Origin of the sequence: Pseudomonas sp. R3-18-08 (assembly GCF_003852065.1) — a bacterium.
Classification (GTDB): Bacteria; Pseudomonadota; Gammaproteobacteria; order Pseudomonadales; family Pseudomonadaceae; genus Aquipseudomonas.
In genome coordinates, this window is record NZ_CP027729.1 from 1,652,137 (window position 1) to 1,676,950 (window position 24,814).

Sequence of the window (24,814 nt, forward strand, 5' to 3'; positions counted from 1 at the left end):
GGCGACTCTGACATAACCCCGACTATCGCACTGGCGGGTGTGCCTGGCGGATTGGCGTGAGCATTGATGCAGCTGTCAATGTCCAACCAGAGGCCAGCGTCCGGTGTGTACTGTTCAGCTTCCATATCGTGGAGATCAGTTGATGATTTACGAAGGTAAAGCCATCACGGTTAAGGCTCTTGAAAGTGGCATCGTCGAATTGAAATTCGACCTCAAGGGTGAGTCCGTCAACAAGTTCAACCGTCTAACCCTGAACGAACTGCGTCAGGCCGTAGACACCATCAAAGCAGATGCTTCGGTCAAGGGCGTGATCGTCTCCAGCGGCAAGGACGTATTCATCGTCGGCGCTGACATCACCGAATTCGTCGACAACTTCAAGCTGCCCGATGCCGAGCTGGTGGCTGGCAACCTCGAAGCCAACAAGATTTTCAGCGATTTCGAAGACCTCAACGTACCCACCGTTGCTGCGATCAACGGTATCGCCCTGGGCGGCGGCCTGGAAATGTGCCTGGCGGCAGACTTCCGTGTCATGTCCGCTACCGCCAAGATCGGTCTGCCTGAAGTCAAGCTGGGCATCTACCCGGGCTTTGGCGGCACCGTGCGCCTGCCGCGCCTGATCGGTGCCGACAACGCCATCGAATGGATCGCCGCCAGCAAGGAAAACCGTGCTGAAGACGCGCTGAAAGTCGGTGCTGTCGATGCCGTGGTTGCCCCGGACAAACTGGCCGAAGCCGCGCTGAACCTGCTCAAGGGCGCCATCAGCGGCGAATTCGACTACAAGGCCAAGCGTCAGCCGAAGCTGGAAAAGCTCAAGCTCAACGCCATCGAACAAATGATGTCGTTCGAAACCGCCAAAGGTTTCGTGGCAGGCCAAGCCGGCCCGAATTACCCGGCACCGGTCGAAGCGATCAAGACCATCCAGAAGGCCGCGAACTTCGGTCGCGACAAAGCCCTGGAAGTGGAAGCGGCAGGCTTCGTCAAATTGGCGAAAACCTCGGCTGCACAGAGCCTGATCGGCTTGTTCCTGAACGATCAGGAACTGAAGAAAAAGGCCAAGGCCTACGACGAAATCGCCAAGGACGTGAAACAGGCCGCCGTACTGGGCGCCGGTATCATGGGCGGCGGTATAGCTTACCAGTCGGCGTCCAAAGGCACGCCGATCCTGATGAAAGACATCAACGAACACGGTATCGAGCAGGGCTTGGCCGAAGCCGCCAAGCTGCTGGTAGGCCGCGTTGATAAGGGTCGTATGACCGCTGCGAAAATGGCTGAAGTGCTTAACGGCATTCGTCCTACGCTGTCCTACGGCGATTTCGGCCACGTCGACCTGGTCGTCGAAGCCGTTGTCGAGAACCCGAAGGTCAAGCAGGCCGTATTGGCTGAAGTCGAAGCCCACGTCAAAGACGACACCATTCTGGCTTCCAACACCTCGACCATTTCCATCAGCTTGCTGGCCAAGGCCCTCAAGCGTCCGGAAAACTTTGTCGGCATGCACTTCTTCAACCCGGTGCACATGATGCCGCTGGTGGAAGTGATCCGTGGCGAGAAGTCCAGCGAGCTGGCCATTGCCACCACCGTTGCCTACGCCAAGAAAATGGGCAAGAACCCGATCGTGGTCAATGACTGCCCGGGCTTTTTGGTCAACCGCGTACTGTTCCCGTACTTTGGCGGTTTCGCCAAACTGGTCAGCGCCGGTGTGGACTTCGTGCGCATCGACAAGGTCATGGAAAAATTCGGCTGGCCAATGGGCCCTGCGTACCTGATGGACGTGGTCGGCATCGACACCGGCCACCACGGTCGCGACGTCATGGCTGAAGGCTTCCCGGACCGCATGAAAGACGACCGCCGCTCGGCGATCGACGCACTCTACGAAGCCAAGCGCCTGGGCCAGAAGAACGGCAAAGGCTTCTACGCCTACGAGGCTGACAAGAAGGGCAAGCAGAAGAAAGTGGCCGACCCGTCGGTGCACGAAGTACTCGCACCCGTCATCTACGAGCAGCGTGAGGTGTCCGATGAGGACATCATCAACTGGATGATGATCGCCCTGTGCCTGGAAACCGTACGTTGCCTGGAAGACGGCATCGTCGAGACCGCCGCCGAAGCCGATATGGGCCTGGTGTACGGTATTGGTTTCCCTCCGTTCCGTGGTGGTGCGCTGCGTTACATCGACTCGATCGGTGTGGCCGAGTTCGTTGCCCTGGCTGACAAATACGCTGATCTGGGCCCGCTGTACCACCCGACCGCGAAGCTGCGTGAAATGGCCAAGAATGGCCAGAGCTTCTTCGGTTAAGCGCCCAATCGACTAGAGCGAGAATATTTATGAGCTTGAATCCAAGAGACGTCGTGATCGTCGACTTCGGTCGTACGCCGATGGGCCGCTCCAAGGGCGGCATGCACCGCAATACCCGCGCCGAAGACATGTCGGCGCACCTGATCAGCAAGCTGCTGGAACGCAACGTCAAGGTTGATCCAAACGAAGTCGAAGACGTGATCTGGGGCTGTGTGAACCAGACCCTGGAGCAGGGCTGGAACATCGCGCGCATGGCCTCCTTGATGACCCAGATCCCGCACACCGCGGCCGGCCAAACCGTCAGCCGCCTGTGCGGTTCGTCGATGAGCGCGCTGCACACGGCCGCCCAGGCAATCATGACCGGTAACGGTGATGTGTTCGTGGTCGGCGGCGTGGAGCACATGGGCCACGTCAGCATGATGCACGGCGTCGACCCTAACCCGCACATGTCGCTGTACGCGGCAAAAGCCTCGGGCATGATGGGCCTGACCGCAGAAATGCTCGGCAAGATGCACGGCATTACCCGCGAAGCCCAGGACGCGTTCGGCCTGCGCTCCCACCAACTCGCCCACAAGGCGACGGTGGAAGGCAAGTTCAAGGATGAAATCATCCCGATGAACGGCTACGACGAGAACGGTTTCCTGAAACTGTTCGATTACGACGAAACCATTCGTCCGGACACCACCCTGGAAAGCCTGGCGGCGCTCAAGCCTGCCTTCAATCCAAAGGGCGGCACCGTGACTGCCGGTACGTCGTCGCAAATCACCGACGGTGCTTCGTGCATGATCGTGATGTCGGCGCAGCGTGCCCAGGACCTGGGCATCCAGCCGCTGGCGGTGATCCGTTCGATGGCCGTGGCGGGTGTGGACCCGGCGATCATGGGCTATGGTCCAGTACCGGCCACACAAAAAGCCTTGAAGCGCGCGGGCCTGACCATCTCCGATATCGACTTCTTCGAGCTCAACGAAGCTTTCGCCGCACAGGCCCTGCCAGTGCTGAAAGATTTGAAAGTACTCGACAAGATGAATGAGAAGGTTAACCTGCACGGCGGCGCGATTGCCCTGGGCCACCCATTCGGTTGCTCCGGTGCCCGCATCTCCGGCACATTGCTGAACGTGATGAAGCAAAATGGCGGTAACCTTGGGGTTGCAACCATGTGCATTGGTCTCGGCCAAGGCATTACCACCGTCTTCGAACGCGTCTAAGCGTTGGGTTGACGGAAGCCGGGGCCCAGTGCCCCGGTTTTTGTTTTTTGGAATTTTTAATTTTTTTTCAATAAATTTTGTAAGAGGGCCAGAGCATGAAAGTCGAACCCGGGCTCTACCAGCATTACAAGGGGCCGCAGTACCGCGTTTTCAGCGTGGCGCAGCACTCCGAGACCGAAGAAGAAATGGTGTTCTACCAAGCGCTGTATGGCGATTACGGCTTTTGGGTACGCCCGTTGAGCATGTTCCTGGAGACCGTCGAGGTTGACGGCGAGCAGGTCCCGCGCTTTGCTTTGGTCCAGGCCGAACCCAGTCTTTTTAAAGGGCAATAACGACGGGTCGCGCAAAATGCTGCGCTTGACCTCACCTTGTTGCCACTATATATAGCGTTGCCGCGACAGGCGCCAACTGCCTTTCACTTCTCGAATTCAGGAATTTTCCGATCCATGGGCAAATCGCTGGTCATTGTGGAATCCCCGGCTAAGGCCAAGACCATCAACAAGTACTTGGGCAACGAGTACGTGGTGAAGTCGAGTATCGGCCATATCCGAGACCTGCCCACCAGCGGTTCGGCTAGCGCCAGCAAGGAGCCTGCCGCCAAGCGCGGCAAGGCGGCCGCGGGCGAAGGTCCGGTGCTCACGCCTAAAGAGAAAGCGCGCAAGCAGCTGGTCTCGCGCATGGGTGTGGACCCGGATCATGGCTGGAAGGCCAAGTACGAAATCCTTCCGGGCAAGGAAAAGGTCATCGAAGAGCTGCGCCGGCTCGCCAAAGATGCCGACACCATCTATCTCGCAACCGACTTGGACCGCGAAGGGGAAGCCATTGCCTGGCACCTGCGCGAAGCCATCGGCGGTGATGACAGCCGCTACAAGCGCGTGGTGTTTAACGAAATCACCAAGAAAGCCATTCAGGAAGCCTTCTCCAAGCCGGGCGAGCTGGACATCGACCGCGTCAACGCCCAGCAGGCGCGGCGCTTCCTCGACCGCGTCGTGGGCTACATGGTCTCGCCGCTGCTGTGGGCAAAAATCGCCCGTGGCCTGTCCGCCGGCCGTGTGCAGTCGGTGGCGGTGAAGCTGGTGGTGGAGCGTGAGCGCGAGATTCGTGCGTTCAACCCCGAAGAATATTGGGAAGTCCACGCTGACCTCGGCACTGCCAAGGGCAACAACGTGCGCTTTGAAGTGGCCCGCGAAAAAGGCGAAGCCTTCAAGCCGCTGAACGAAGCCCAGGCCATGGCCGCGCTGGAGAAGCTCAAGGCCTCCAGCTACAGCATCGTCAAGCGCGAAGACAAGCCGACCAGCAGCAAGCCGTCGGCACCGTTCATCACCTCCACCCTGCAGCAGGCCGCGAGCAACCGCCTGGGCTTCGGTGTGAAGAAAACCATGATGATGGCCCAGCGTCTGTACGAAGCCGGCTATATCACTTACATGCGTACCGACTCCACCAACCTGTCGCAAGACGCGGTGGCGATGGCGCGTACTTATATCGAAAGCGAGTTCGGCAAGAAGTACCTGCCGGAAAAGCCGAACGTCTACAGCAGCAAGGAAGGCGCCCAGGAGGCTCACGAAGCGATTCGTCCTTCCGACGCCAATACCGAGCCGAGCAAGCTGAGCGGCATGGAACGCGACGCCGAGCGCCTCTACGAACTGATCTGGCGCCAGTTCCTGGCCTGCCAGATGCTGCCGGCGCAATACCTGTCCACCACCGTCAGCGTGGGGGCGGGCGACTTTGAGCTGCGTGCCAAGGGCCGGATCCTCAAGTTCGACGGTTATACCCGTGTAATGCCGCAAATCGCCAAGCCTGGCGACGACGATGTGCTGCCGGACATGGCCCAGGGCGATACGTTGAAGCTGATCAAGCTTGACCCGTCCCAGCACTTCACCAAGCCGCCGGCGCGTTACTCGGAAGCCAGCCTGGTAAAAGAGATGGAGAAACGCGGCATCGGTCGTCCTTCGACCTATGCGGCGATCATCTCCACCATCCAGGACCGTGGCTACGTGGCGCTGCACAACCGCCGCTTCTATTCGGAAAAAATGGGTGACATCGTCACCGAACGTCTGTCCGAGAGTTTCTCCAACCTGATGGACTACGGCTTCACCGCCGGCATGGAAGAGAACCTCGATGACGTGGCCCAGGGCGAACGCGACTGGAAGAGCGTGCTGGACGAGTTCTACGGCGACTTCAAGAAAAAACTCGAAGTGGCCGAGAGCCCTGAGAGCGGCATGCGTGCCAACCAGCCGGTCATGACCGACATTCCGTGCCTCACCTGCGGCCGGCCGATGCAGATTCGTACAGCGTCCACCGGCGTGTTCCTGGGATGCTCGGGCTACAGCCTGCCGCCCAAAGAGCGCTGCAAGGCCACCGTCAACCTGGTGCCGGGCGATGAAATCGCGGCGGATGACGAGGGTGAATCCGAGTCGCTGGTGTTGCGTGGCAAGCACCGTTGCCCGATCTGCAGCACGGCGATGGACGCTTACCTGCTGGATGAAAAGCATAAGCTGCACATCTGCGGTAACAACCCGGATTGCAACGGTTACGAGATTGAAGAGGGCACCTACCGCATCAAAGGCTACGAAGGTCCGAGCCTGGAGTGCGACAAGTGCGGCAGCGAAATGCAGCTCAAGACCGGCCGTTTCGGCAAGTTCTTCGGTTGCACCAACCCAACCTGCAAGAACACCCGCAAACTGCTGAAGAGCGGTGACGCGGCGCCGCCGAAGATGGACCCGGTGAAGATGCCTGAACTCAAGTGCGAGAAGGTCAACGACACCTACATCCTGCGCGACGGGGCTTCGGGCCTGTTCCTGGCGGCCAGCCAGTTCCCGAAAAACCGCGAGACCCGTGCCCCGCTGGTGCTGGAAATCGTACCGCACAAGGATGAGATCGATCCGAAGTACCACTTCCTGTGTGAAGCGCCGAAGAAGGACCCGGATGGTCGCCCAGCCGTGATCCGCTATAGCCGCAAAACCAAGGAGCAGTACGTGCAGACCGAAGTCGACGGCAAGCCTACCGGCTGGAAAGCGTTCTATGACGGCGGCAAGTGGAAGGTCGAGGACAAGCGTCAGGGCGCTTGATAGTCCAATGTGGGAGGGGGGCTTGCTCCCGATAGCGGTGTATCAGTCAACATACCTATGACTGATGCATCGCCATCGGGAGCAAGCCCCCTCCCACATTTGGATCTGCCTAATGGCACTTGCAGTTAACGATAACGCGAGAAATCTGATACACAGTGGTGCTCTCAGGTTTTTCGCGAGCAAGCTCGCTCCTACACAGCCAGCATCACGCCTCATTCGTTGTGGAGATTGCCGTCATGGCCAACGAACTCTATACCCGTACCAACCAGAAAATTTACTTCGCGGGGTTATCCCTGGAAGCCCTTGGTCGTGCCGAGGCGGGCAAGGAGATGAATGCCATCGCGCTGGTCCAGGCGGGGCGTGAAGCCGCTCTGTTTCACCTGTACGGCGCTTTGCTGGGGTTATGCCATGAAATCGCCGGGTTCTACCGCTTGCCCCAGGCCGGTTCGCCCCGCGCGGAAATGATCATGGCCCGAGACGTGTTGGAAACCATGGCTATCCCGGAATTGGCCGAGCTGGTGGAAATGGCCCAGAGCCCGGACAGTTGGGTAGCACGCCTGCTCAAGGCGCATGCCGACATGTTCCAACCGCCCCGCGTTCCCCATGTACCCAAGGGTGATGTGACGCAGCCATTGATCGTGGCGGTTGCATTGGAGGCGGATGAGCCTCAGCCTTTGAGCCGGCAAGAGCTGGAAAGCTGGCGTCAGGAGCTTAAAAAGCTGGCGTTGCGCTTTCGCGAAGGTTTGAGCGAGTGCTGAGCGGGCACGCCTGCACGCGACAACACTGATATAATCCCGCGCTTTCGTGGAGAACAGACTTTTATGCCAACGTCCTTTCTGGAAATTGTTGAACTGCCTGACGGCCGAATCGAGCTGCGTCGGGCCGAGGACGAAGGTTCTCTGGTCATCCTGGACTTTTCCGAAGACGCAAAAGCCTTCCTGCAAGGCCAGCATGTGGAAGTGGCTAAAGCGATGTTGAGCGTTGGCGTGCAAATGGCCGGTCGCCTGGCTGAAGGCGAGCCGGAGAAGGAGGATGGCCCAAAGGTTCTGCACTGAGCCCTGGGTAACCCGCTCACTTCTTACCCCAGTCGAATATTCAAGCTCTGCGCATCGCCCGTGTGCGCGGCGCTGATCAGCTGCTGCTTGGCCGTTGCATTCAACGGGTTCAGCCAGCTCACCACCGTATGGCTACGGCCCAGGCGCAAGGCTTCGCAGGTCAATTGCTGGGCACTTTGCGTGCCCCGTGGCTGCAGCAACAGAATACGCTCACGGTTGAGGCCGGCATCCCGCAGCCAAGCCTGGGTCAGGCTGGCGGGCGGGGCGATCAGCGTCAACCAGCGCGCGTCCTGCTCCTCACTGAGTTCGCGCAGGATCGGCGCCAGCAGGCTCAAGCAGCTCCCGGCAGCCCCACGCAACGACAATTCACTGAATACCTCAGGTTCGCAGCTCCATGGAGCCTCGACCGTTTCCTTGAGGATGGGCGCAAGGGGTTGAGCCATGAAGGCCTCGAACAGCGACAGTTGTGTGTGTTGTGGGGTGTGCACGAGCTGCATGATGTCTCCTTTAGCGGCGAATGACGCCGACACTCAAGCCTTCGATCATCAGGTCCTGGTCTTTCAAGTTCACTTCAATCGGCGCGAACTCCGGGTTTTCGGCCAGGAGCCAGACCTTGCTGCCTTCACGCTTGAAGCGCTTGACGGTGACTTCATCGCCGATCCGCGCCACGACGATCTGGCCATTGCGGGCTTCGCGGGTGGTGTGAACGGCCAGCAGGTCGCCGTCGAAAATACCCACGTCCTTCATGCTCATGCCGTGCACCCGCAACAGGTAATCGGCGCGCGGATGGAAGAAGGTTGGGTTGATGTTGCAGGATTCCTCGACGTGCTGTTGCGCCAGGATCGGCGCACCGGCGGCCACTCGACCGATGATCGGCAGTGTCGATTCGTCGGCCTTGGCTTCGAAGCCAGGGATGCGAATACCGCGCGAAGCCCCAGGGGTCATCTCGATCGCGCCTTTGCGCGCGAGGGCCTTGAGGTGTTCTTCGGCAGCGTTGGGAGACTTGAAACCCAGCTCCAGCGCAATTTCGGCGCGTGTCGGTGGGTAACCGTTGTCATCAAGGCAGCGCTTGATAAAAGCCAGAATCTCAGCTTGGCGTGGCGTCAGTTTTAGCATGTTGATCGCTCTGTCTTTTTATACAGTGACTGGGATTATATACAGTGGACGGCGCTTGGCAATCATCCTTTTGTACGGCTCCGCTGGACGGTCATCCACCACTCTCGATACGAGGCAGAGATAGCGCTGCCTACAGACCGTGAAGGATGTGATTAAATAGCGACGAAATAGATGACTGCCCGGCCGGAAAACGGACCCGCAGGCTTGACAAGACATACCCTGAAACGTATGTTTCAAACAAGTGTTTGTCAGGCGGAGTAGCCATGGCCCAGTCGGAAACCGTTGAACGCATTCTCGATGCTGCCGAGCAATTGTTCGCGGAAAAAGGATTTGCTGAAACTTCATTGCGGCTGATCACCAGCAAGGCTGGGGTTAACCTCGCCGCCGTGAACTATCATTTCGGCTCAAAAAAAGCCCTGATCCAGGCGGTGTTCTCGCGCTTCCTGGGGCCGTTCTGTGCCAGTCTTGATCGCGAGCTGGAGCGTCGCCAGGCCAAGGCGGATAACAAGCCAAGCCTGGAAGAGCTTTTGGAGATCCTGGTCGAGCAAGCCCTGGTGGTTCAGCCGCGCAGCGGCAACGACCTGTCTATTTTCATGCGTCTATTGGGCCTGGCGTTCAGTCAGAGCCAGGGCCACCTGCGTCGTTACCTGGAAGACATGTACGGCAAAGTGTTTCGTCGCTATATGTTGTTGGTCAATGAAGCTGCCCCGCGTATCCCACCCATCGAGCTGTTCTGGCGCGTGCACTTCATGCTCGGCGCTGCGGCCTTCAGCATGTCCGGGATCAAGGCGCTGCGCGCGATTGCCGAGACCGATTTCGGCGTCAACACCTCCATCGAACAGGTGATGCGCCTGATGGTGCCATTCCTCGCCGCCGGCATGCGCGCTGAAACCGGTGTGACCGATCAGGCCATGGCCGTGGCTCAATTGCGCCCGCGCAGCAAATCCACACCCAGCCTCGCCAAGGTTTGACCGCTGCGGGTGTGCGCGGCCGCTTGCATCCGCTAAGCTAGCCGCCATGCCGATTTCAGCTATTTACGCGCAACCCGTCGTGCTTACCGTAACCGGTAGGGATGACGGGTTGTGCGCGTTATTTAAGGAAGGTTTATGACTGCTGCCCTGCAAGGTTCTTTGATGGTTGACGTTGCCGGTACCTGGCTGACGGCCGAGGATCGCCATCTGTTGCGCCAACCTGAAGTGGGCGGCTTGATCATCTTTGCGCGCAACATCGAACACCCACGCCAGGTCCGCGAATTGAGCGCAGCGATTCGTGCGGTGCGCCCGGACCTGCTGCTGGCGGTCGACCAGGAAGGCGGCCGCGTGCAGCGCCTGCGCCAAGGCTTTGTGCGCTTGCCGGCCATGCGCGCGCTGGCGGATAACCCCAACGCCGAGTACCTGGCCGAACAATGTGGCTGGATCATGGCCACCGAAGTACTCGCCGTGGGCCTGGACCTCAGCTTCGCTCCAGTGCTCGACCTGGATTACCAGCGCAGCGCCGTGGTCGGCACCCGCTCGTTCGAAGGCGACCCCGAGCGCGCCGCCGTACTCGCCGGTGCCTTTATCCGCGGCATGAACAGCGCGGGCATGGCCGCCACCGGCAAGCACTTTCCGGGTCACGGTTGGGCCGAGGCCGATTCCCACGTCGCGATTCCCAACGACGAGCGCAGCCTGGAACAGATTCGCGCCAATGACCTGGTGCCTTTCGCACGCCTGAGCAAGCAATTGGCCGCCGTGATGCCCGCGCATGTGATCTACCCGCAGGTGGACAGCCAGCCCGCCGGCTTCTCACGCCGCTGGTTGCAGGACATCCTGCGCGGTGAGCTGCAGTTCGACGGGGTGATTTTCAGTGATGACCTGTCCATGGCCGGTGCCCATGTGGTGGGTGATGCGGCCAGTCGGATCGAGGCGGCACTCACTGCTGGTTGTGACATGGGGCTGGTGTGCAATGACCGTGCGGCTGCCGAGCTTGCACTGACTGCAGCCCAGCGGATGAAGGTCACGTCGTCGGCTCGCATTGCGCGTATGCGTGGGCAGGCGGTTGCATCGACTGATTACAAACAGGATCCACGCTGGCTGACGGCCCTCACAGCGTTGCGAGACGCTCAACTGATTGAATAAACGTCGCCTGTGCTGTTAAAGAGGCTTGGTGTAGGAAGCGTCCGAATGTGGCTGTGGTTGTCTCTTACCGCAGTGTAGGAGTTGCCCTGCTTTAAAACCCGTTGCTGACCGCTAGAGTTCTGCTCCATGAATGACCTGATTGCACGTATCGTCGAGTTGGATTGGCAAGCGTACTTTGAACCTCGCTCGCTGGAGCGTGGGTTTGATTACGCTGGCGAAAATCGTCTTGAAATAAAAGAATTCGGGCATCACAGGCTGATCGCGCATTGCAGGGGGTCTGGGCGTAATGTCTACAGCCTGTCGATTACCCTGGAGAGTGCAGCATCCCGTCGACCGGGCATCATCTGTGTGTGTTCTTGCCCGGTGGCGATCAATTGCAAGCACGCGGCTGCGGTCTTGTTTACGTTGACTGCGCTGTACGAAGAGCTGAACGAGCCGAAGAAGCCGGTGGGTGACCGCCTGAGTCCGCAGCTCGAAAACTGGCTCGAAAGTATCCCCAAGCCCACCCCGCCGGGTGAGGCTCAGCCCAAGAACACCGGCACTTGTTTGCTGTACCAAATCACTCCTGATGTTTATTCCAGTGGCTGGTCATTGGAGGTGTATCGGGCGCGCGTGACGAAAAAAGGCGAGTACAGCGATATCAAGCCTCTGCACTCGATGGATGAGGTATTACGGCGTGCCCCTGGCTATATGCATGAGCTGGATACACGCATTGGTCGATTGCTGTTGTTGGGCCGATCTTATGGTAACTATGGCAGCAGTTTTCAGTTGGCCGGCGAGACGGGGGCCGAAATTCTCCAATTGGCGTTAAAAACCCAGCGCCTGTTTCTGGAGCTGGGCGCAGGACTGGCGCTCAACCCTGGCCCGGCCCGCGCTGCTCGCTTCGACTGGGCCGTGTTGCCCGACGGCAATTACATTCCCTGCTGGATCAGCGACGGACGTGAGTTGGACGATGTGTTGCCGCTCAAACCGCTTCACTATCTTGACCTCGACAACATGGAAATCGGGGTGCTCGAGCATGGGCTGGATGAGAACCTGGCCCTGCATCTTTGCGGCTTGCCGATGATTCCAGCTGATCAAGTCGCATTATTCAGTCATCGCATCAGCGCGGCGTCCAAGGCGATTCCTCCGCCACGCGAGCTGACCGAGCGCGTCGTGGATACGTTGGAGCCCCAAGGGTGTCTTACATTGGGAAGCGACGAATCCTACGTGTACAGCCAGGTCGACTATCGGCGGATGCCCGCCCTGGAACACCGCGCCGCCCTGGCTTTTCGTTACGACACAAGCCTGGTCAGCGGCAAGGGCACTGAGGACATCCTGTTTCTCAACGGCACCGAAACCCAACGCATCCAACGCAAGCCCGCAGCTGAAAAAGCCTTGCGCAAGACGCTCACGAAAATCGGCTTTAAAACGGTCAATCGCAAAAGCGGTGCACTGCCTGTCGGTGCAGGAGAGATGTTCGATCTACCCAACGATGAAGCCTGGCTGGCTTTTGTTGAAAGCCAGCTGTCGGTTCTGCGTGAAGCAGGGTGGGAAGTCGTCATTCACCCGGGGTTTTATTACAATGTGGAGGCTGTTGACGGCTGGTACGCGGACATTGAAGAGTCACCCGGTCACGAGTGGTTCAACCTTGAGCTGGGCATTGAGGTCAATGGCGAGCGGCACAGCCTGTTGCCCATCATGCTCGACTTGATGCGGCGTCAACCCAAACTGCTTGATGCCACCTACATGGCCGAACGTGATGATGATGAGCGCGTGTTGGTCAGTCTGGATGCCCGCACTCATATCAAAGTTGCGCTGCCCTACGGTCGTATCAAACCTCTGATGGCGACCCTCGGCGAACTCTACCTGCGCGCCCCCCAAGGTGATGCATTGCGGCTGAGCGCGCCCGATGCGGCTCGGCTCAGTCATCTGGACGCCATGCCCTTGGTGTGGCGCGGTGGCGAGCGATTGCGTGATTTCGCCCAGCGTCTCAAGGGCTCTACCCAGGCCCAGGTCTCTGCCCCCGAGGGCCTGAAAGCCGAACTTCGTGGCTATCAACTCGAAGGCCTGAACTGGATGCAAACGTTGCGCGAGCTGGAAGTCGGCGGGATTCTTGGGGATGACATGGGCCTGGGCAAAACCCTACAAACCCTTGCGCACCTGCTCGTGGAAAAACAGGCAGGGCGATTGCAAATGCCCGCGTTAGCCGTAATGCCTACCAGCCTGATCCCGAACTGGATCGACGAAGCCGCACGGTTCACGCCGCAGCTCAGAGTCCTGGCGCTGCACGGTGCACAGCGTCAGGCCGACTTCACGCGCTTGACCGATTACGACCTGGTACTCACCACCTACGCGCTGTTGCCGCGAGACCTTGAGGTCCTGCAGCCGCAGCGCTGGAGCGTGCTGATCCTCGACGAAGCGCAAAATATCAAGAATCCCAACAGCAAGGCGGCCCAGGCCGCTCGCCAACTGGATGCCGGCCAACGGCTGTGCCTGAGCGGGACGCCGTTGGAAAACCATTTGGGCGAACTCTGGTCGCTGTTTCACTTCCTGTTGCCGGGATGGCTGGGCGATAGTAAAACCTTCAATCGCGATTACCGCACGCCGATTGAAAAGCACGGCAATGCGCAACGCATGCAGCACCTGACGGCGAGGATCAAACCCTTCCTGTTGCGCCGCAAAAAAGAACAGGTGGCCACCGAGCTGCCGCCCAAGACCGAGATCGTGCACTGGGTGGACTTGAGCGACGCCCAGCGTGACGTGTATGAAACCGTGCGTGTGGCGATGGACAAGAAGGTTCGCGACGAGATCACCCGGCATGGTGTCGCCCGCAGCCAAATCATCATTCTCGAAGCGCTGCTCAAGTTGCGCCAGGTCTGCTGCGACTTGCGCCTGGTCAAGACTGCACCCGCCTCCAAACCGGCCCGGGCCGGTACTGGCAAACTCGGCAGTTTGATGGAGATGCTCGAAGAGTTGCTCAGCGAGGGACGGCGCGTCCTGCTCTTTTCGCAGTTCACCTCGATGCTGGCATTAATCGAAGAGGAACTGAAGCAGCGTCAGGTCGACTATTCAATCCTGACCGGTGAAACCCTGGACCGGCGCACACCGGTGAAGAATTTCCAGGACGGCAAGACGCCGTTGTTCCTGATCAGTCTGAAAGCGGGCGGGACCGGCTTGAACCTGACGGCCGCGGATACGGTGATTCATTACGACCCCTGGTGGAACCCGGCCGTGGAAAACCAGGCCACCGACCGGGCCTACCGGATCGGGCAGGATAAGCCGGTATTCGTCTACAAGATGATTGCCCGAGGTACGGTGGAAGAAAAGATTCAGGCGTTGCAATTGGAAAAGGCAGCGCTGGCCGACGGCGTGCTTGAAGGGGGCGCCAGTGCGGGCTGGAAGCTGGAGCAGCGGGATATCGAGGCGCTGTTTGCGCCGTTGCCTGGCTAACGACCGCGGCGCGCCCGTCGCGGGCAAGCCCACTCCCACATTTGACCGCTTTTCTTCAGGGTGAACGCGGTCAAGTGTGAAAGGGGGCTTGCCCCCGATGGCGATCCGACAGTCAGCGCTTCTCTTGCTTATTCGGCAGCGGTGCAAACAGCGCCTCGATATCCTCATTACCCAACTGCCAATCCCCGGTCGAACGCCCATCCAGCACACCCGCCGCCAGGTCGGATTTTTCTTTCTGCAAGTGCTGGATTTTCTCCTCTACCGTGCCTCGGGCAATCATCTTGTAGACGAACACCGGCTTCTCTTGCCCGATGCGGTAGGCGCGGTCGGTGGCCTGGTTTTCGGTTGCCGGGTTCCACCATGGGTCGTAGTGGATCACGGTGTCGGCTTCGGTCAGGTTCAGGCCGACGCCGCCGGCTTTCAGGCTGATCAGAAAAATCTGCAGCTTGCCGCTCTGGAATTCCTTCACCGGTGTGCGCCGATCACGGGTCTGGCCGGTCAGCAAGGCGTAGGCGATTTTGCGCTGCTTGAGTTCAGCCTCGATCAGACTCAACATTGAGGTGAACTGCGAGAACAGCAGGATCCGCCGGCCCTCGGCAAACAATTCCTCGAGCATCTGCATCAAGCTGTCGAGCTTGCCCGAGCTGCTGCCGCGGGCGGGCAGGGCGGCATCGTTGACCAGGCGCAAATCGCAGCACACTTGGCGCAGTTTGAGCAGTGCCTCAAGGATGATGATCTGGCTGCGCGCCACGCCCTTGCGGGTGATCTCGTCGCGGACCTTTTTATCCATGGCCAGGCGCATGGTTTCATAGACGTCGCGCTGCGCTTCGTTAAGGTCGACCCAGTGGATAATCTCGGTCTTGGGCGGCAGTTCCGTTGCCACCTGTTCCTTGGTGCGGCGCAGCAGGAACGGCTTGATCCGGCCGTTGAGGTGCTGCAAACGCACCTCACTGGCGCGTTTTTCAATGGGGACGCGGTAATCGCGGTTGAAGCTTTTCACATCGCCGAGCCAGCCCGGCAACAGGAAGTGGAACAACGACCATAACTCGCCCAGGTGGTTTTCCAGCGGCGTGCCGCTCAGGCACAGGCGCTGCCGCGCATTCAGCTCGCGAGCCGCTTGCGCCGCCTTGCTGGTGGGGTTCTTGATGTACTGGGCTTCATCGAGGATCAGCACATGCAAGGGCAGGGCGGCGAGGGTGTCGATGTCCTTGGGCAGCAGCGCGTAGGTGGTCAACAGCAGGTCATAGTCCTGCAGATTGGCGAAATGTTTCTTACGCCCTGCGCCGTACAGCGCCTGCACCCGCAGTTGCGGGGTGAAATGCGCGGCCTCATCCAGCCAGTTGGGGATCAGGCTGGTGGGCATGACCACCATGCACGGACGATTCAGCCGTCCTGCATTTTTTTCCGTAAGAATATGCGCCAGGGTTTGCAAGGTTTTACCCAGGCCCATGTCGTCCGCGAGAATCCCGCCCACTTCCAATTGGCGCAGCGACTGCATCCAGCTCAGGCCTTCCAGTTGATACGGACGCAGGGTCGCATTCAAGCCTTCAGGCGCCACGCAGGTGAAATCCTTGATATCCCGCAGGCGCTGGGCGAAGTTGCGGATTTTCTCGCCGCCTTCCCACTGCAGTGGCAGATCTTCCAACGGGTTCAAGCGGACCGCATCGGCCTTGGCCAGGCGCAATGTGGTGGTGCCGGGTTCCTGCAGGTAGAACTCGCCGAGGGTCGCCAGTACCGGCTTCAATCGCCCGTAGGGCAGCGCCACTTGCAGTGGACCGTGGCCGTTGGGCAAGCCGGGAATGTTCACTAGGATCAATTCATCATCGCGGCGCCGTGCGAGTTTTTCCGGGTTGAGGATTTCGGTGTGGGAGCGCATCAAATTCAGCAGGATTGGCAGCAGGCTCAGCCGTTCGCCGTTGACGATGATACCCAGCTCCAGATCGAACCAGTCCCGCTCGGGGGCTTCATCGACGCTGGCGTACCAGTCGTCCACCGGGCTGAGGTCGAAACCGAAGTCTTCGTCGATTTGCAGCTCCCAACCCTCGGCCCGCAGCGCAGGGGACGCGTTGAGGGTGAAATTCAACCAGGCGCTGTCATTGACCATCTCGAACAGCTCGCCGGCGCTTTCCGGCAGGGCCTTGCTCTGGCGCGTGGCGATCTTGAACCCAAGCAGGCGCAGGTGTTCGCGGTAGGGCTGTTCCAGCTCGGGATGGCGTTTGATGCGCAGGCTCTGGGTTTCCTGGCGCACGATGATATCGGCGTTCTTTTGCCCGCTGACATAGTTACCCAGATAGTTGAACGACAGCGCCGCACGATGCTGGATGTAACGCTGCATCTTGCCATTGCGCGGCTCGAACGCGCTGAACTCCACGCTGGCCAGCCACAGGCGCGGTACAGGGCGTACATCCTCCATGACCACCTGCGGCAGCACCACGCGGTTATCCAATACCGCCTGCAATTTTCCCAGCAGCTCGGCATCCTGAGCCGCCGCCGGGTAGGCCAGGGTTTCCTGCACCTTGAGCAGCACCGCAGCAATATGCTTGCAATTGGTGTGCACCGGGCAGGTGCAGCGGCTGTCCACCAGAATCAGCATGCCCTTGGCCGATTCGCGCAACGAAATGGTCTGCCGGTAGACGTTGCCGCCCGAACCTTCGCAACTGGCGGTGATGGTGCTGTCGCCGGATTCGACGATGCGCACTCGGTTCTCCAGCGCGTAACGCCGCCCGCGCTCCAGGCTTTGCTCTTTGAAGCGATTGGCCCACGAAGGGGCCAGGGGTTTGGTCAGCGACGCTGTCAGGGGCATGGCGCGGGATCAGTCCTGCATGTCGGGCGGTGGTGCGCTGGGGGGCTTGGCGGTCAGCGAAGTGATCTTGATCAGCAGCGCCAGGTGGCCGCCATCCAGGTAATTGAGCTGGTTGTTCTTGGTGCGCACGTCTTTCTGACTCAGGTGTTCGCTGGCGATCACGCTGCCGTTGCTGTCGAACTGGTTGATCCAGAAGTCGGCGTCGATATCAGTGAAGCGACCCAGTTGCAGGTTCAGCACGCCCTCGATAGGAAATTGGCCGAATTGCTCCTGGCCGTCGGTGATCGCGATCTTCACTGGCTGTTCGCCGAGGCTCTGTTCCCAGGCCTTGTGCGCAAGCACGGTGTAGTTGGAATCGGCGCGCAGTTTCTCGACGATATTGCCCAGGCGCGGCGGGCTCATTCGCTCGCCCAGGCGCTGCGCACCGCCATCCCAGTTTTCCGGCGCGGCGCGGCTGTTGATCACTGGCTCTGCATTCTGGCGCACCAGGATCATCTCCACCTGGTAGGGGCTGTCGGCAAAGGCCGAAGGCGCGAATACCAACAACAGCAGGCTCAGAATGCGGAACACGCGCATGGAGGCGTCCTTCAAGCAGATTTCGGAATGAGGCGCTCAAACAGCGCCTCCAGGGTATTGAAGCGTTCTTCGGCGCGTTCCATCGGCACCATGAACTTGAACAGCGTAGCCCCTTCGAACTTGTAGCGGTTGGGCTGGCCCTGGATCAGCTTGATCAGCACCAGCGGGTCCACCGGCGTTTGCGCTTCGAATTCGATACGCCCGCCTTGCGGCCCCGCGTCGACTTTCTTGATGCCCAACTGTTCGGCCTGCAATTTGAGCAGGGTCAGGCGCACCAGGTTCTTGGTCGGTTCCGGCAACAGGCCGAAGCGGTCGATCATTTCTACCTGCAGGTCCTTCAGGCCTTCTTCGTCGGTGGCCGAAGCGATGCGCTTGTACAGGATCAGCCGCGCGTGCACATCCGGCAGGTAGGCTTCGGGGATCAACGCCGGCAAGCGCAGGTTGATTTCCGGGCCACCGCCCAACGGTTGGTCGAGGTTCGGCTGTTCGCCCTTGCGAATGGCTTTCACCGCGCGCTCAAGCATTTCCATATAAAGGGTGAAGCCCACGGCCTGGATCTGCCCGCTCTGGCCGTCGCCGAGCAATTCGCCGGCGCCGCGAATTTCCAGGTCGTTGGTGGCCAGCACGAAGCCGGCGCCGAGGTCCTGGGTGTTGGCGATGGCTTCCAGGCGTTTTTCCGCGTCGGACGTGATCTGTTGGCGCGGTGGCGTCAACAGGTAGGCATAGGCCTGGTGGTGACTGCGCCCGACCCGGCCGCGCAGTTGATGCAGTTGGGCCAGGCCGAACTTGTCGGCGCGTTCGATGATAATGGTGTTGGCGCTGGGGACGTCGATACCGGTCTCGATGATGGTCGAGGCGATCAGCACGTTGAAGCGCTTGTGGTAGAAGTCGCTCATCACCTGCTCGAGTTCGCGCTCACGCATCTGCCCATGGCCGATGGCGATACGGGCTTCCGGCACCAGTTCGGCGAGGTCGGCGGCGCACTTTTCGATGGTCTTCACATCGTTGTGCAGGTAATACACCTGGCCACCGCGCAGCAATTCGCGCAGCAGCGCCTCCTTGACCGTGCTTTTGTTCTGCTCCATCACGAAGGTGCGTACCGACAGACGGCGTGCCGGTGGCGTGGCGATGATCGACAGGTCGCGCATGCCCGACACCGCCATGTTCAACGTACGCGGAATCGGCGTGGCGGTGAGGGTGAGGATGTCGACTTCGCTGCGCAGGGCCTTGAGCTGTTCTTTCTGGCGCACGCCGAAGCGGTGCTCTTCGTCGATGATGACCAGGCCCAGGTTTTTGATCTTCACATCGTCCGAGAGCAGTTTGTGCGTGCCGATCACGATGTCGATCTTGCCTTCGGCGAGGTCGGCGATGGCGGCATTCACTTCCTTGGCGGACTTGAAGCGGCTCATCACCTCCACGCTCACCGGCCAGTCGGCAAAGCGGTCGCGGAAGCTGTTGTAGTGCTGCTGGGCGAGCAGGGTAGTTGGCACCAGGATCGCCACCTGCTTGCCGCCATGCACCGCAATAAAGGCCGCGCGCATCGCCACTTCGGTCTTGCCGAAGCCGACGTCGCCACACACCAGGCGGTCCATCGGCTTGGGCGCGAGCATGTCGGCGCGCACGGCGTCGATGGTGGTTTGCTGGTCGGGAGTTTCTTCGAAGGCGAAGCCGGCGCTGAAGGTGGCGTAATCGGCTTTCGGGTCGGCGAACGCATAGCCTTCGCGGGCCGCACGGCGTGCGTAGATGTCGAGCAGTTCGGCGGCGACGTCGCGCACCTGTTCGGCGGCCTTGCGCTTGGCTTTCTGCCAGGTCTCCGAGCCCAGGCGGTGCAACGGCGCCAGGGCGTCATCGCTGCCGGTGTAGCGCGCGATCAAGTGCAGGCTGGCCACCGGCACGTAGAGCTTGGCGCCCTCGGCGTATTCCATGGTGAGGAATTCGGCGGCCTGGTTGTCGATTTCCAGGGTCTGCAAGCCGAGGTAGCGGCCCACACCGTGGTCGATGTGCACCACCGGCGCGCCTTCACGCAACTCGGTGAGGTTCTTGATCACCGCGTCATTGTTGGCGTCGGCGCGTTTTTCACGGCGACGACGCTGCATCACGCGCTGGCCGAACAACGGGCTTTCGGCGATCAGCGCCAGAGCCGGGTCGTCCAGCAACAAGCCTTCGTCCAGAGGCGCGATGGTGATCGCCAGGCGCTCTTTGCTTTTTACGAAATCCGGCCAGCTATCGACGGTCTTCGGGCGCAGCTTGAGGCGTTCGAGCAGCTCCAGCAGGACTTCGCGACGTCCGGCGGATTCGGCGGTAAACAGCACGCGGCCGGGGAAGTCGCCGAGGAAGTTGGACAGCGCTTCGAGCGGTTGCGTGGCTTTGGCCTGGATCGCCAGGTCCGGCAGCGTGCCGGCCGGGAAACGCTCGCGGCCGCCGCCGGCGTCCACATCCTGCTGGCTGGCGACCACGCGTGGCCAGTTTTTCAGGCGGGCGAAGCAGTCTTCCACCGGCAGGAACAGTTCGGCAGGCGGTAATAACGGCCGGGACGGGTCGACGCGGCGCTCTTCATAGCGGTTGCGCACATCGTTCCAGAAGTTTTCTGCGGCCTGCTCGATGCCCGGCAGCGAGAACACCTGGGTGTCCTGGGGCAGGTAGTCGAAGAGGGTGGAGGTTTCGTCGAAGAACAGCGGCAGGTAGTACTCGATACCGGCCGGTGTAATCCCGCTGCTCAGGTCCTGGAAGATCGGGCAGCGGCGGAAGTCCACGTCGAAGCGCTCGCGAAAGCGTGCCTTGAAGCGCGTGACCGCATCTTTTTGCAGCGGGAATTCCCGCGCCGGCAGCAGTTTGATCGACTCGACCTTGTCGATGGAACGCTGGTTTTCCGGGTCGAAGGTGCGCAGGGTCTCGATTTCGTCATCGAACAGGTCGATGCGATACGGCAGCTTGCTGCCCATCGGGAACAGGTCGATCAAAGCACCGCGTACGGTGAATTCGCCGTGTTCGTACACCGTGTCGACATAGCGGTAGCCGGTGGCCTCCAGGCGCGTGCGCATCTGCTCCACGTCGAGTTTCTGGCCGACATCCAGCACCAGGCTGCTGCCCAGCAGGAATTTGGTCGGCGCCAGGCGATGCAGGGCAGTGGTGATCGGCACCACCAGCACGCCGTGAGCCAGTTCCGGCAAACGGTACAGGCTGGCGATGCGCTGGGAAATGATGTCCTGGTGCGGCGAGAACAGGTCGTAGGGCAGGGTTTCCCAGTCGGGAAAATGCAGCACCGGCAAATCGGGGGCGAAGAAGCTCAGCTCCTGCTCCAACCGCTCGGCGCTTTGGCTGTCGGCGGTGAGCAGCAGGGTAAAGCGCTTGGCTGCGCTGGCAGCCTCGGCAATGGCCAGGCTCAGGGCGGCACCGGGCAGGTTGCCCCAGTGCTGTTTACCTGCCGCGGCAGGGAGTAGCGGTAGACGCAGAACGGGCACGGAAGGTTGAGCTCCAAGCGTTGCGACAAAGTCGGTAATTGTAGCGGCCAGAGGTGCCGCCTGTCAGTTGCTGACTGTGCCTATTACGGTTTGTTGGAAATGTAGTGGCTAAGACAAACAATCGTCGGTTTTGACTTAATATGTAGTGCCAAAATACGCGAATGTTTAGGAGGGTTACGGACAAGTCGAGCTACTCGGCAAACTAGTGGCCTTCTGGAACCCGCGTATTTCCTGGGCTGTAGCGGGGTGGTATTTTTTTGCAAGGGGTTTTTGTTGCCTGTCGCGCATTGCTCAACGGGCAGTCGGGCGACATAATGTAGCCCCTTTTTTCTGCCCCTACATGTGGAAGGTTCCCGTGACTCAGAAGCCCGACCAGTGTCTTGGTGAATGGATCGACCGTGAAGCACTCGCAGAAGCGATGATCCCGCTTATCGGCCAGCTGTACCGCAATAACAATGTGGTGAGCTCGATCTATGGCCGCAGCCTGATCAATCAGTCCGTCATCGCGATTCTCAAGGCTCACCGCTTTGCGCGTCACCGTTCCGCCGACGACAGCGAACTCTCCGTCCACGAAACATTCCCACTGCTCAAGGCCATGAGCGAGCTAAAGCTCGGCGCGGCGTCGGTGGACCTGGGCAAGTTGGCGTACAAATTCCGTAAAGAAGGCGCCGGCCGCAATGCCGAGCAGTTCGTGCGTGAAGAAATGGCCGACGTGGTCGGCCAGCAAAACGCCGCTGCCCGCAAAGGCACCGACGTTGTGCTGTACGGCTTCGGTCGTATCGGCCGTCTGCTGGCGCGCATCCTGATCGAAAAAACCGGCGGCGGCGACGGCCTGCGCCTGCGCGCCATCGTGGTGCGCAAAGGTGCCGAGAACGACCTGACCAAGCGCGCCAGCCTGTTGCGCCGCGATTCGGTACACGGTCCGTTCAACGGCACCATCGTCATCGACGAAGGAAACAACACCATCACCGCCAACGGTAACCTGATCCAGGTGATCTACGCGAAGAACCCGTCCGAGGTGGATTACACCCAGTACGGCATCAAGGACGCCCTGCTGGTGGACAACACCGGCGTATGGCGTGATGCCGAGGGCCTGGGCCAGCACCTGGCCTGCCCGGGTGTTGACCGTGTCGTGCTGACCGCGCCTGGCAAGGGCAAGCTGAAGAACATCGTGCACGGCATCAACCACACTGAAATCACCGCTGACGACAAGATCGTGTCCGCCGCTTCCTGCACCACCAACGCCATCGTGCCGGTGCTCAAGGCAGTGAACGACAAGTTCGGTATCGTCAACGGCCACGTCGAAACCGTTCACTCGTACACCAACGACCAGAACCTGATCGACAACTTCCACAAAGGCGACCGCCGTGGCCGCAGCGCCGCGCTGAACATGGTCATCACCGAGACCGGTGCTGCCACCGCTGCCGCCAAGGCCCTGCCTGAACTGGCCGGCAAGCTGACCGGTAACGCGATCCGTGTGCCGACGCCAAACGTGTCGATGGCCATTCTCAACCTGAACCTTGAGAAAGCCGCCACCCGTGAAGAGATGAACGAGTACCTGCGCTACATGGCGTTGCACTCCGATCTGCATAAGCAAATCGACTTCGTCAACTCCCAGGAAGTGGTGTCCACCGACTTCGTCGGCTCGCGCCACGCCGGTGTGGTGGACGCCGAAGCGACCATCAGCCAGGACAACCGCGTTGTGCTGTACGTGTGGTACGACAACGAGTTCGGCTACAGCTGCCAGGTGGTTCGCGTGATGGAAGACATGGCTGGGGTTAACCCGCCGGCGTTTCCGCGCTAAGCATCAGCGGTAAATGAAAAAGCTCCGACTGGTTCGGGGCTTTTTTATGCCTGTGGTTTTGTGGTGTGGTTGAGGGCCTCATCGGGGGCAAGCCCCCTCCCACAATTGATTTGTGAATACATTCAAATGTGGGAGGGGGCTTGCCCCCGATAGCAGTAGTTCAGCCACAACCTCAACACCTGACACCCTCTTTCATTCCAACCACTCGCCAAGCCGACAGCATCCGCCCTAAAAAAAATTTGCCGCATAATGCTCATCCCGAAATCGACGCTGATTAGCGGCCTGTTAGTATGGCAAGACTGGCCTATGACGCGACCAAGGGTTAATGTGCGCGGCGTTGAGCCTTATATAGACTGTGCCCCGGTTCACACACTTGAGCCAAATTGTCCTTCATGCCCGCTGGCCGCGGCATGATTTAGCCAGGCGTCCAACCGTACGCCTGGCCTGTTCTGAGGAGTACGCATGGCTGTCTACAACTACGACGTGGTGGTACTGGGTTCCGGCCCGGCTGGAGAAGGCGCGGCGATGAACGCTGCCAAAGCAGGGCGCAAGGTGGCGATGGTCGATAGCCGTCGCCAGGTCGGCGGTAACTGCACCCACCTGGGTACCATCCCGTCCAAGGCGTTGCGTCACTCCGTGCGCCAGATCATGCAGTTCAACACCAACCCGATGTTCCGGGCCATCGGCGAGCCGCGCTGGTTTTCGTTCCCGGACGTGTTGAAGAGCGCTGAAAAGGTCATCTCCAAGCAAGTCGCTTCGCGTACCGGCTACTACGCCCGTAATCGCGTCGATCTGTTCTTCGGCACCGGCAGCTTCGCCGACGAGCAAACCGTCGAAGTGGTCTGCGCCAACGGCGTGGTCGAGAAGCTGGTGGCCAAGCACATCATCATCGCCACCGGTTCGCGCCCGTATCGCCCGGCGGACATCGATTTTCACCACCCGCGTATCTACGATAGCGACACCATCCTCAGCCTGGGCCACACCCCGCGCAAACTGATCATCTACGGCGCCGGGGTGATCGGCTGCGAATACGCCTCGATCTTCAGCGGCCTGGGTGTGTTGGTGGAACTGGTAGACAACCGCGACCAGTTGCTGAGCTTCCTCGACTCGGAAATTTCCCAGGCGTTGAGCTACCACTTCAGCAACAACAACATCACCGTGCGCCACAACGAAGAGTACGAGCGCGTCGAAGGCCTGGACAACGGCGTAATCCTGCACCTCAAGTCCGGCAAGAAGATCAAGGCCGACGCCTTGCTCTGGTGCAACGGGCGTACCGGCAACACCGACAAGCTGGGCATGGAAAACATCGGGGTCAAGGTCAACAGCCGTGGCCAGATCGAGGTGGACGAAAACTACCGCACCTGCGTGCCGAACATCTACGGCGCCGGTGACGTGATCGGCTGGCCAAGCCTGGCCAGCGCCGCCCATGACCAGGGCCGTTCAGCCGCCGGCAGCATTGTCGACAACGGCAGCTGGCGCTACGTGAACGACGTGCCGACCGGGATCTACACCATTCCCGAGATCAGCTCGATCGGCAAGAACGAGCACGAACTGACCAAGGCCAAGGTGCCTTACGAAGTGGGCAAGGCGTTCTTCAAGAGCATGGCGCGTGCACAGATCGCCGGTGAGCCGCAAGGCATGCTGAAGATTCTGTTCCACCGCGAGACCCTGGAAGTGCTCGGCGTGCATTGCTTCGGCTATCAGGCGTCGGAGATCGTGCACATCGGCCAGGCAATCATGAACCAGCCCGGCGAGCAAAATACCCTGAAGTATTTTGTGAACACCACGTTCAACTACCCGACCATGGCTGAAGCCTATCGGGTAGCGGCCTACGACGGCCTCAACCGGCTTTTTTGAGCGGCTCCGGCCGGTGGCCTGAGCCGGCCG

16 protein-coding genes are annotated in these 24,814 nt (G+C 60.2%); 11 read left to right on the forward strand and 5 right to left on the reverse strand.

The window, feature by feature from the left end; all coding sequences use genetic code 11:
* Window positions 1-142: 142 nt before the first annotated feature.
* The 6 genes from fadB to C4J92_RS07580 all read left to right on the forward strand — a co-directional run bounded on the left by fadB (window position 143) and on the right by C4J92_RS07580 (window position 7,618).
* Window positions 143-2,290 carry a fatty acid oxidation complex subunit alpha FadB gene (gene fadB, locus C4J92_RS07555; RefSeq protein ID WP_124403417.1) on the forward strand — a complete coding sequence of 716 codons (2,148 nt, stop codon included), beginning with the start codon at window positions 143-145 and terminating at the stop codon, window positions 2,288-2,290.
* Window positions 2,291-2,319: 29 nt separating this feature from the next.
* Entirely contained in the window at window positions 2,320-3,495 is a 1,176-nt protein-coding gene (fadA, locus tag C4J92_RS07560) for an acetyl-CoA C-acyltransferase FadA (RefSeq protein ID WP_124361793.1), read from the forward strand.
* A 95-nt stretch (window positions 3,496-3,590) separates the two neighbouring features.
* Entirely contained in the window at window positions 3,591-3,827 is a 237-nt protein-coding gene (locus tag C4J92_RS07565) for a DUF1653 domain-containing protein (RefSeq protein ID WP_124361794.1), read from the forward strand.
* A 114-nt stretch (window positions 3,828-3,941) separates the two neighbouring features.
* The gene (gene topA, locus C4J92_RS07570) at window positions 3,942-6,563 is read left to right on the forward strand and encodes a type I DNA topoisomerase (protein WP_124366269.1); all 2,622 of its coding nucleotides are present in this window, start codon (window positions 3,942-3,944) and stop codon (window positions 6,561-6,563) included.
* A gap of 236 nt (window positions 6,564-6,799) precedes the next feature.
* Window positions 6,800-7,321 carry a DUF6586 family protein gene (locus C4J92_RS07575; RefSeq protein ID WP_124403418.1) on the forward strand — a complete coding sequence of 174 codons (522 nt, stop codon included), beginning with the start codon at window positions 6,800-6,802 and terminating at the stop codon, window positions 7,319-7,321.
* 63 nt (window positions 7,322-7,384) lie between these two features.
* The gene (locus tag C4J92_RS07580) at window positions 7,385-7,618 is read left to right on the forward strand and encodes a hypothetical protein (protein WP_124361797.1); all 234 of its coding nucleotides are present in this window, start codon (window positions 7,385-7,387) and stop codon (window positions 7,616-7,618) included.
* 23 nt (window positions 7,619-7,641) lie between these two features.
* Here C4J92_RS07580 and sulA read toward each other — a convergent pair whose 3' ends face one another.
* Window positions 7,642-8,115 (reverse strand): SOS-induced cell division inhibitor SulA, encoded by a 474-nt coding sequence (gene sulA, locus C4J92_RS07585; protein WP_124366271.1) that lies wholly within the window; start codon window positions 8,113-8,115, stop codon window positions 7,642-7,644.
* A gap of 10 nt (window positions 8,116-8,125) precedes the next feature.
* Window positions 8,126-8,734 (reverse strand): transcriptional repressor LexA, encoded by a 609-nt coding sequence (gene lexA, locus C4J92_RS07590; RefSeq protein WP_124403419.1) that lies wholly within the window; start codon window positions 8,732-8,734, stop codon window positions 8,126-8,128.
* 263 nt (window positions 8,735-8,997) lie between these two features.
* On the opposite strand from lexA, the gene C4J92_RS07595 reads away from it, so the two are divergent.
* The 3 genes from C4J92_RS07595 (at window position 8,998) to C4J92_RS07605 (ending at window position 14,283) form a co-directional block, all read left to right on the forward strand.
* Complete coding sequence (locus tag C4J92_RS07595) at window positions 8,998-9,705, forward strand: TetR/AcrR family transcriptional regulator (protein ID WP_124370034.1); 708 nt, start codon at window positions 8,998-9,000, stop codon at window positions 9,703-9,705.
* Window positions 9,706-9,840: 135 nt separating this feature from the next.
* Entirely contained in the window at window positions 9,841-10,851 is a 1,011-nt protein-coding gene (gene nagZ, locus C4J92_RS07600) for a beta-N-acetylhexosaminidase (protein ID WP_124403420.1), read from the forward strand.
* A 126-nt stretch (window positions 10,852-10,977) separates the two neighbouring features.
* Entirely contained in the window at window positions 10,978-14,283 is a 3,306-nt protein-coding gene (locus tag C4J92_RS07605; RefSeq protein WP_124403421.1) for a DEAD/DEAH box helicase, read from the forward strand.
* A gap of 112 nt (window positions 14,284-14,395) precedes the next feature.
* Here the strand turns inward: C4J92_RS07605 and C4J92_RS07610 are convergent, their stop codons facing one another.
* Genes C4J92_RS07610 through mfd form a run of 3 tightly spaced genes read right to left on the reverse strand, consistent with a single transcriptional unit; the run spans window position 14,396 to window position 21,123 of the window.
* Complete coding sequence (locus C4J92_RS07610) at window positions 14,396-17,086, reverse strand: DEAD/DEAH box helicase (protein WP_124403422.1); 2,691 nt, start codon at window positions 17,084-17,086, stop codon at window positions 14,396-14,398.
* A 9-nt stretch (window positions 17,087-17,095) separates the two neighbouring features.
* The gene (locus tag C4J92_RS07615) at window positions 17,096-17,662 is read right to left on the reverse strand and encodes a CsiV family protein (RefSeq protein WP_124403423.1); all 567 of its coding nucleotides are present in this window, start codon (window positions 17,660-17,662) and stop codon (window positions 17,096-17,098) included.
* Between the two features lie 11 nt (window positions 17,663-17,673).
* Window positions 17,674-21,123: a transcription-repair coupling factor gene (gene mfd, locus C4J92_RS07620; protein WP_124403424.1), complete on the reverse strand. Its 3,450-nt coding sequence runs from the start codon at window positions 21,121-21,123 to the stop codon at window positions 17,674-17,676.
* Between the two features lie 340 nt (window positions 21,124-21,463).
* Here mfd and C4J92_RS07625 point away from each other — a divergent pair, with 340 nt between their 5' ends.
* Together C4J92_RS07625 and sthA are read left to right on the forward strand one after the other, a co-directional pair.
* Entirely contained in the window at window positions 21,464-22,927 is a 1,464-nt protein-coding gene (locus tag C4J92_RS07625; protein ID WP_124403425.1) for a glyceraldehyde-3-phosphate dehydrogenase, read from the forward strand.
* Window positions 22,928-23,389: 462 nt separating this feature from the next.
* On the forward strand, window positions 23,390-24,784 hold the full coding sequence (gene sthA / locus C4J92_RS07630) for a Si-specific NAD(P)(+) transhydrogenase (RefSeq protein WP_003189670.1): 1,395 nt from the start codon (window positions 23,390-23,392) through the stop codon (window positions 24,782-24,784).
* Window positions 24,785-24,814: the final 30 nt, after the last annotated feature.

What these genes read in the sequence shown, in the direction of transcription:
- fadB (WP_124403417.1), top strand. Translation starts at nt 143, where the DNA reads ATGATTTACGAAGGTAAAGCCATCACGGTTAAGGCTCTTGAAAGTGGC.
- fadA (WP_124361793.1), top strand. Translation starts at nt 2,320, where the DNA reads ATGAGCTTGAATCCAAGAGACGTCGTGATCGTCGACTTCGGTCGTACG.
- C4J92_RS07565 (WP_124361794.1), top strand. Translation starts at nt 3,591, where the DNA reads ATGAAAGTCGAACCCGGGCTCTACCAGCATTACAAGGGGCCGCAGTAC.
- topA (WP_124366269.1), top strand. Translation starts at nt 3,942, where the DNA reads ATGGGCAAATCGCTGGTCATTGTGGAATCCCCGGCTAAGGCCAAGACC.
- C4J92_RS07575 (WP_124403418.1), top strand. Translation starts at nt 6,800, where the DNA reads ATGGCCAACGAACTCTATACCCGTACCAACCAGAAAATTTACTTCGCG.
- C4J92_RS07580 (WP_124361797.1), top strand. Translation starts at nt 7,385, where the DNA reads ATGCCAACGTCCTTTCTGGAAATTGTTGAACTGCCTGACGGCCGAATC.
- sulA (WP_124366271.1), bottom strand. Translation starts at nt 8,115, where the DNA reads ATGCAGCTCGTGCACACCCCACAACACACACAACTGTCGCTGTTCGAG.
- lexA (WP_124403419.1), bottom strand. Translation starts at nt 8,734, where the DNA reads ATGCTAAAACTGACGCCACGCCAAGCTGAGATTCTGGCTTTTATCAAG.
- C4J92_RS07595 (WP_124370034.1), top strand. Translation starts at nt 8,998, where the DNA reads ATGGCCCAGTCGGAAACCGTTGAACGCATTCTCGATGCTGCCGAGCAA.
- nagZ (WP_124403420.1), top strand. Translation starts at nt 9,841, where the DNA reads ATGACTGCTGCCCTGCAAGGTTCTTTGATGGTTGACGTTGCCGGTACC.
- C4J92_RS07605 (WP_124403421.1), top strand. Translation starts at nt 10,978, where the DNA reads ATGAATGACCTGATTGCACGTATCGTCGAGTTGGATTGGCAAGCGTAC.
- C4J92_RS07610 (WP_124403422.1), bottom strand. Translation starts at nt 17,086, where the DNA reads ATGCCCCTGACAGCGTCGCTGACCAAACCCCTGGCCCCTTCGTGGGCC.
- C4J92_RS07615 (WP_124403423.1), bottom strand. Translation starts at nt 17,662, where the DNA reads ATGCGCGTGTTCCGCATTCTGAGCCTGCTGTTGTTGGTATTCGCGCCT.
- C4J92_RS07625 (WP_124403425.1), top strand. Translation starts at nt 21,464, where the DNA reads ATGTGGAAGGTTCCCGTGACTCAGAAGCCCGACCAGTGTCTTGGTGAA.
- sthA (WP_003189670.1), top strand. Translation starts at nt 23,390, where the DNA reads ATGGCTGTCTACAACTACGACGTGGTGGTACTGGGTTCCGGCCCGGCT.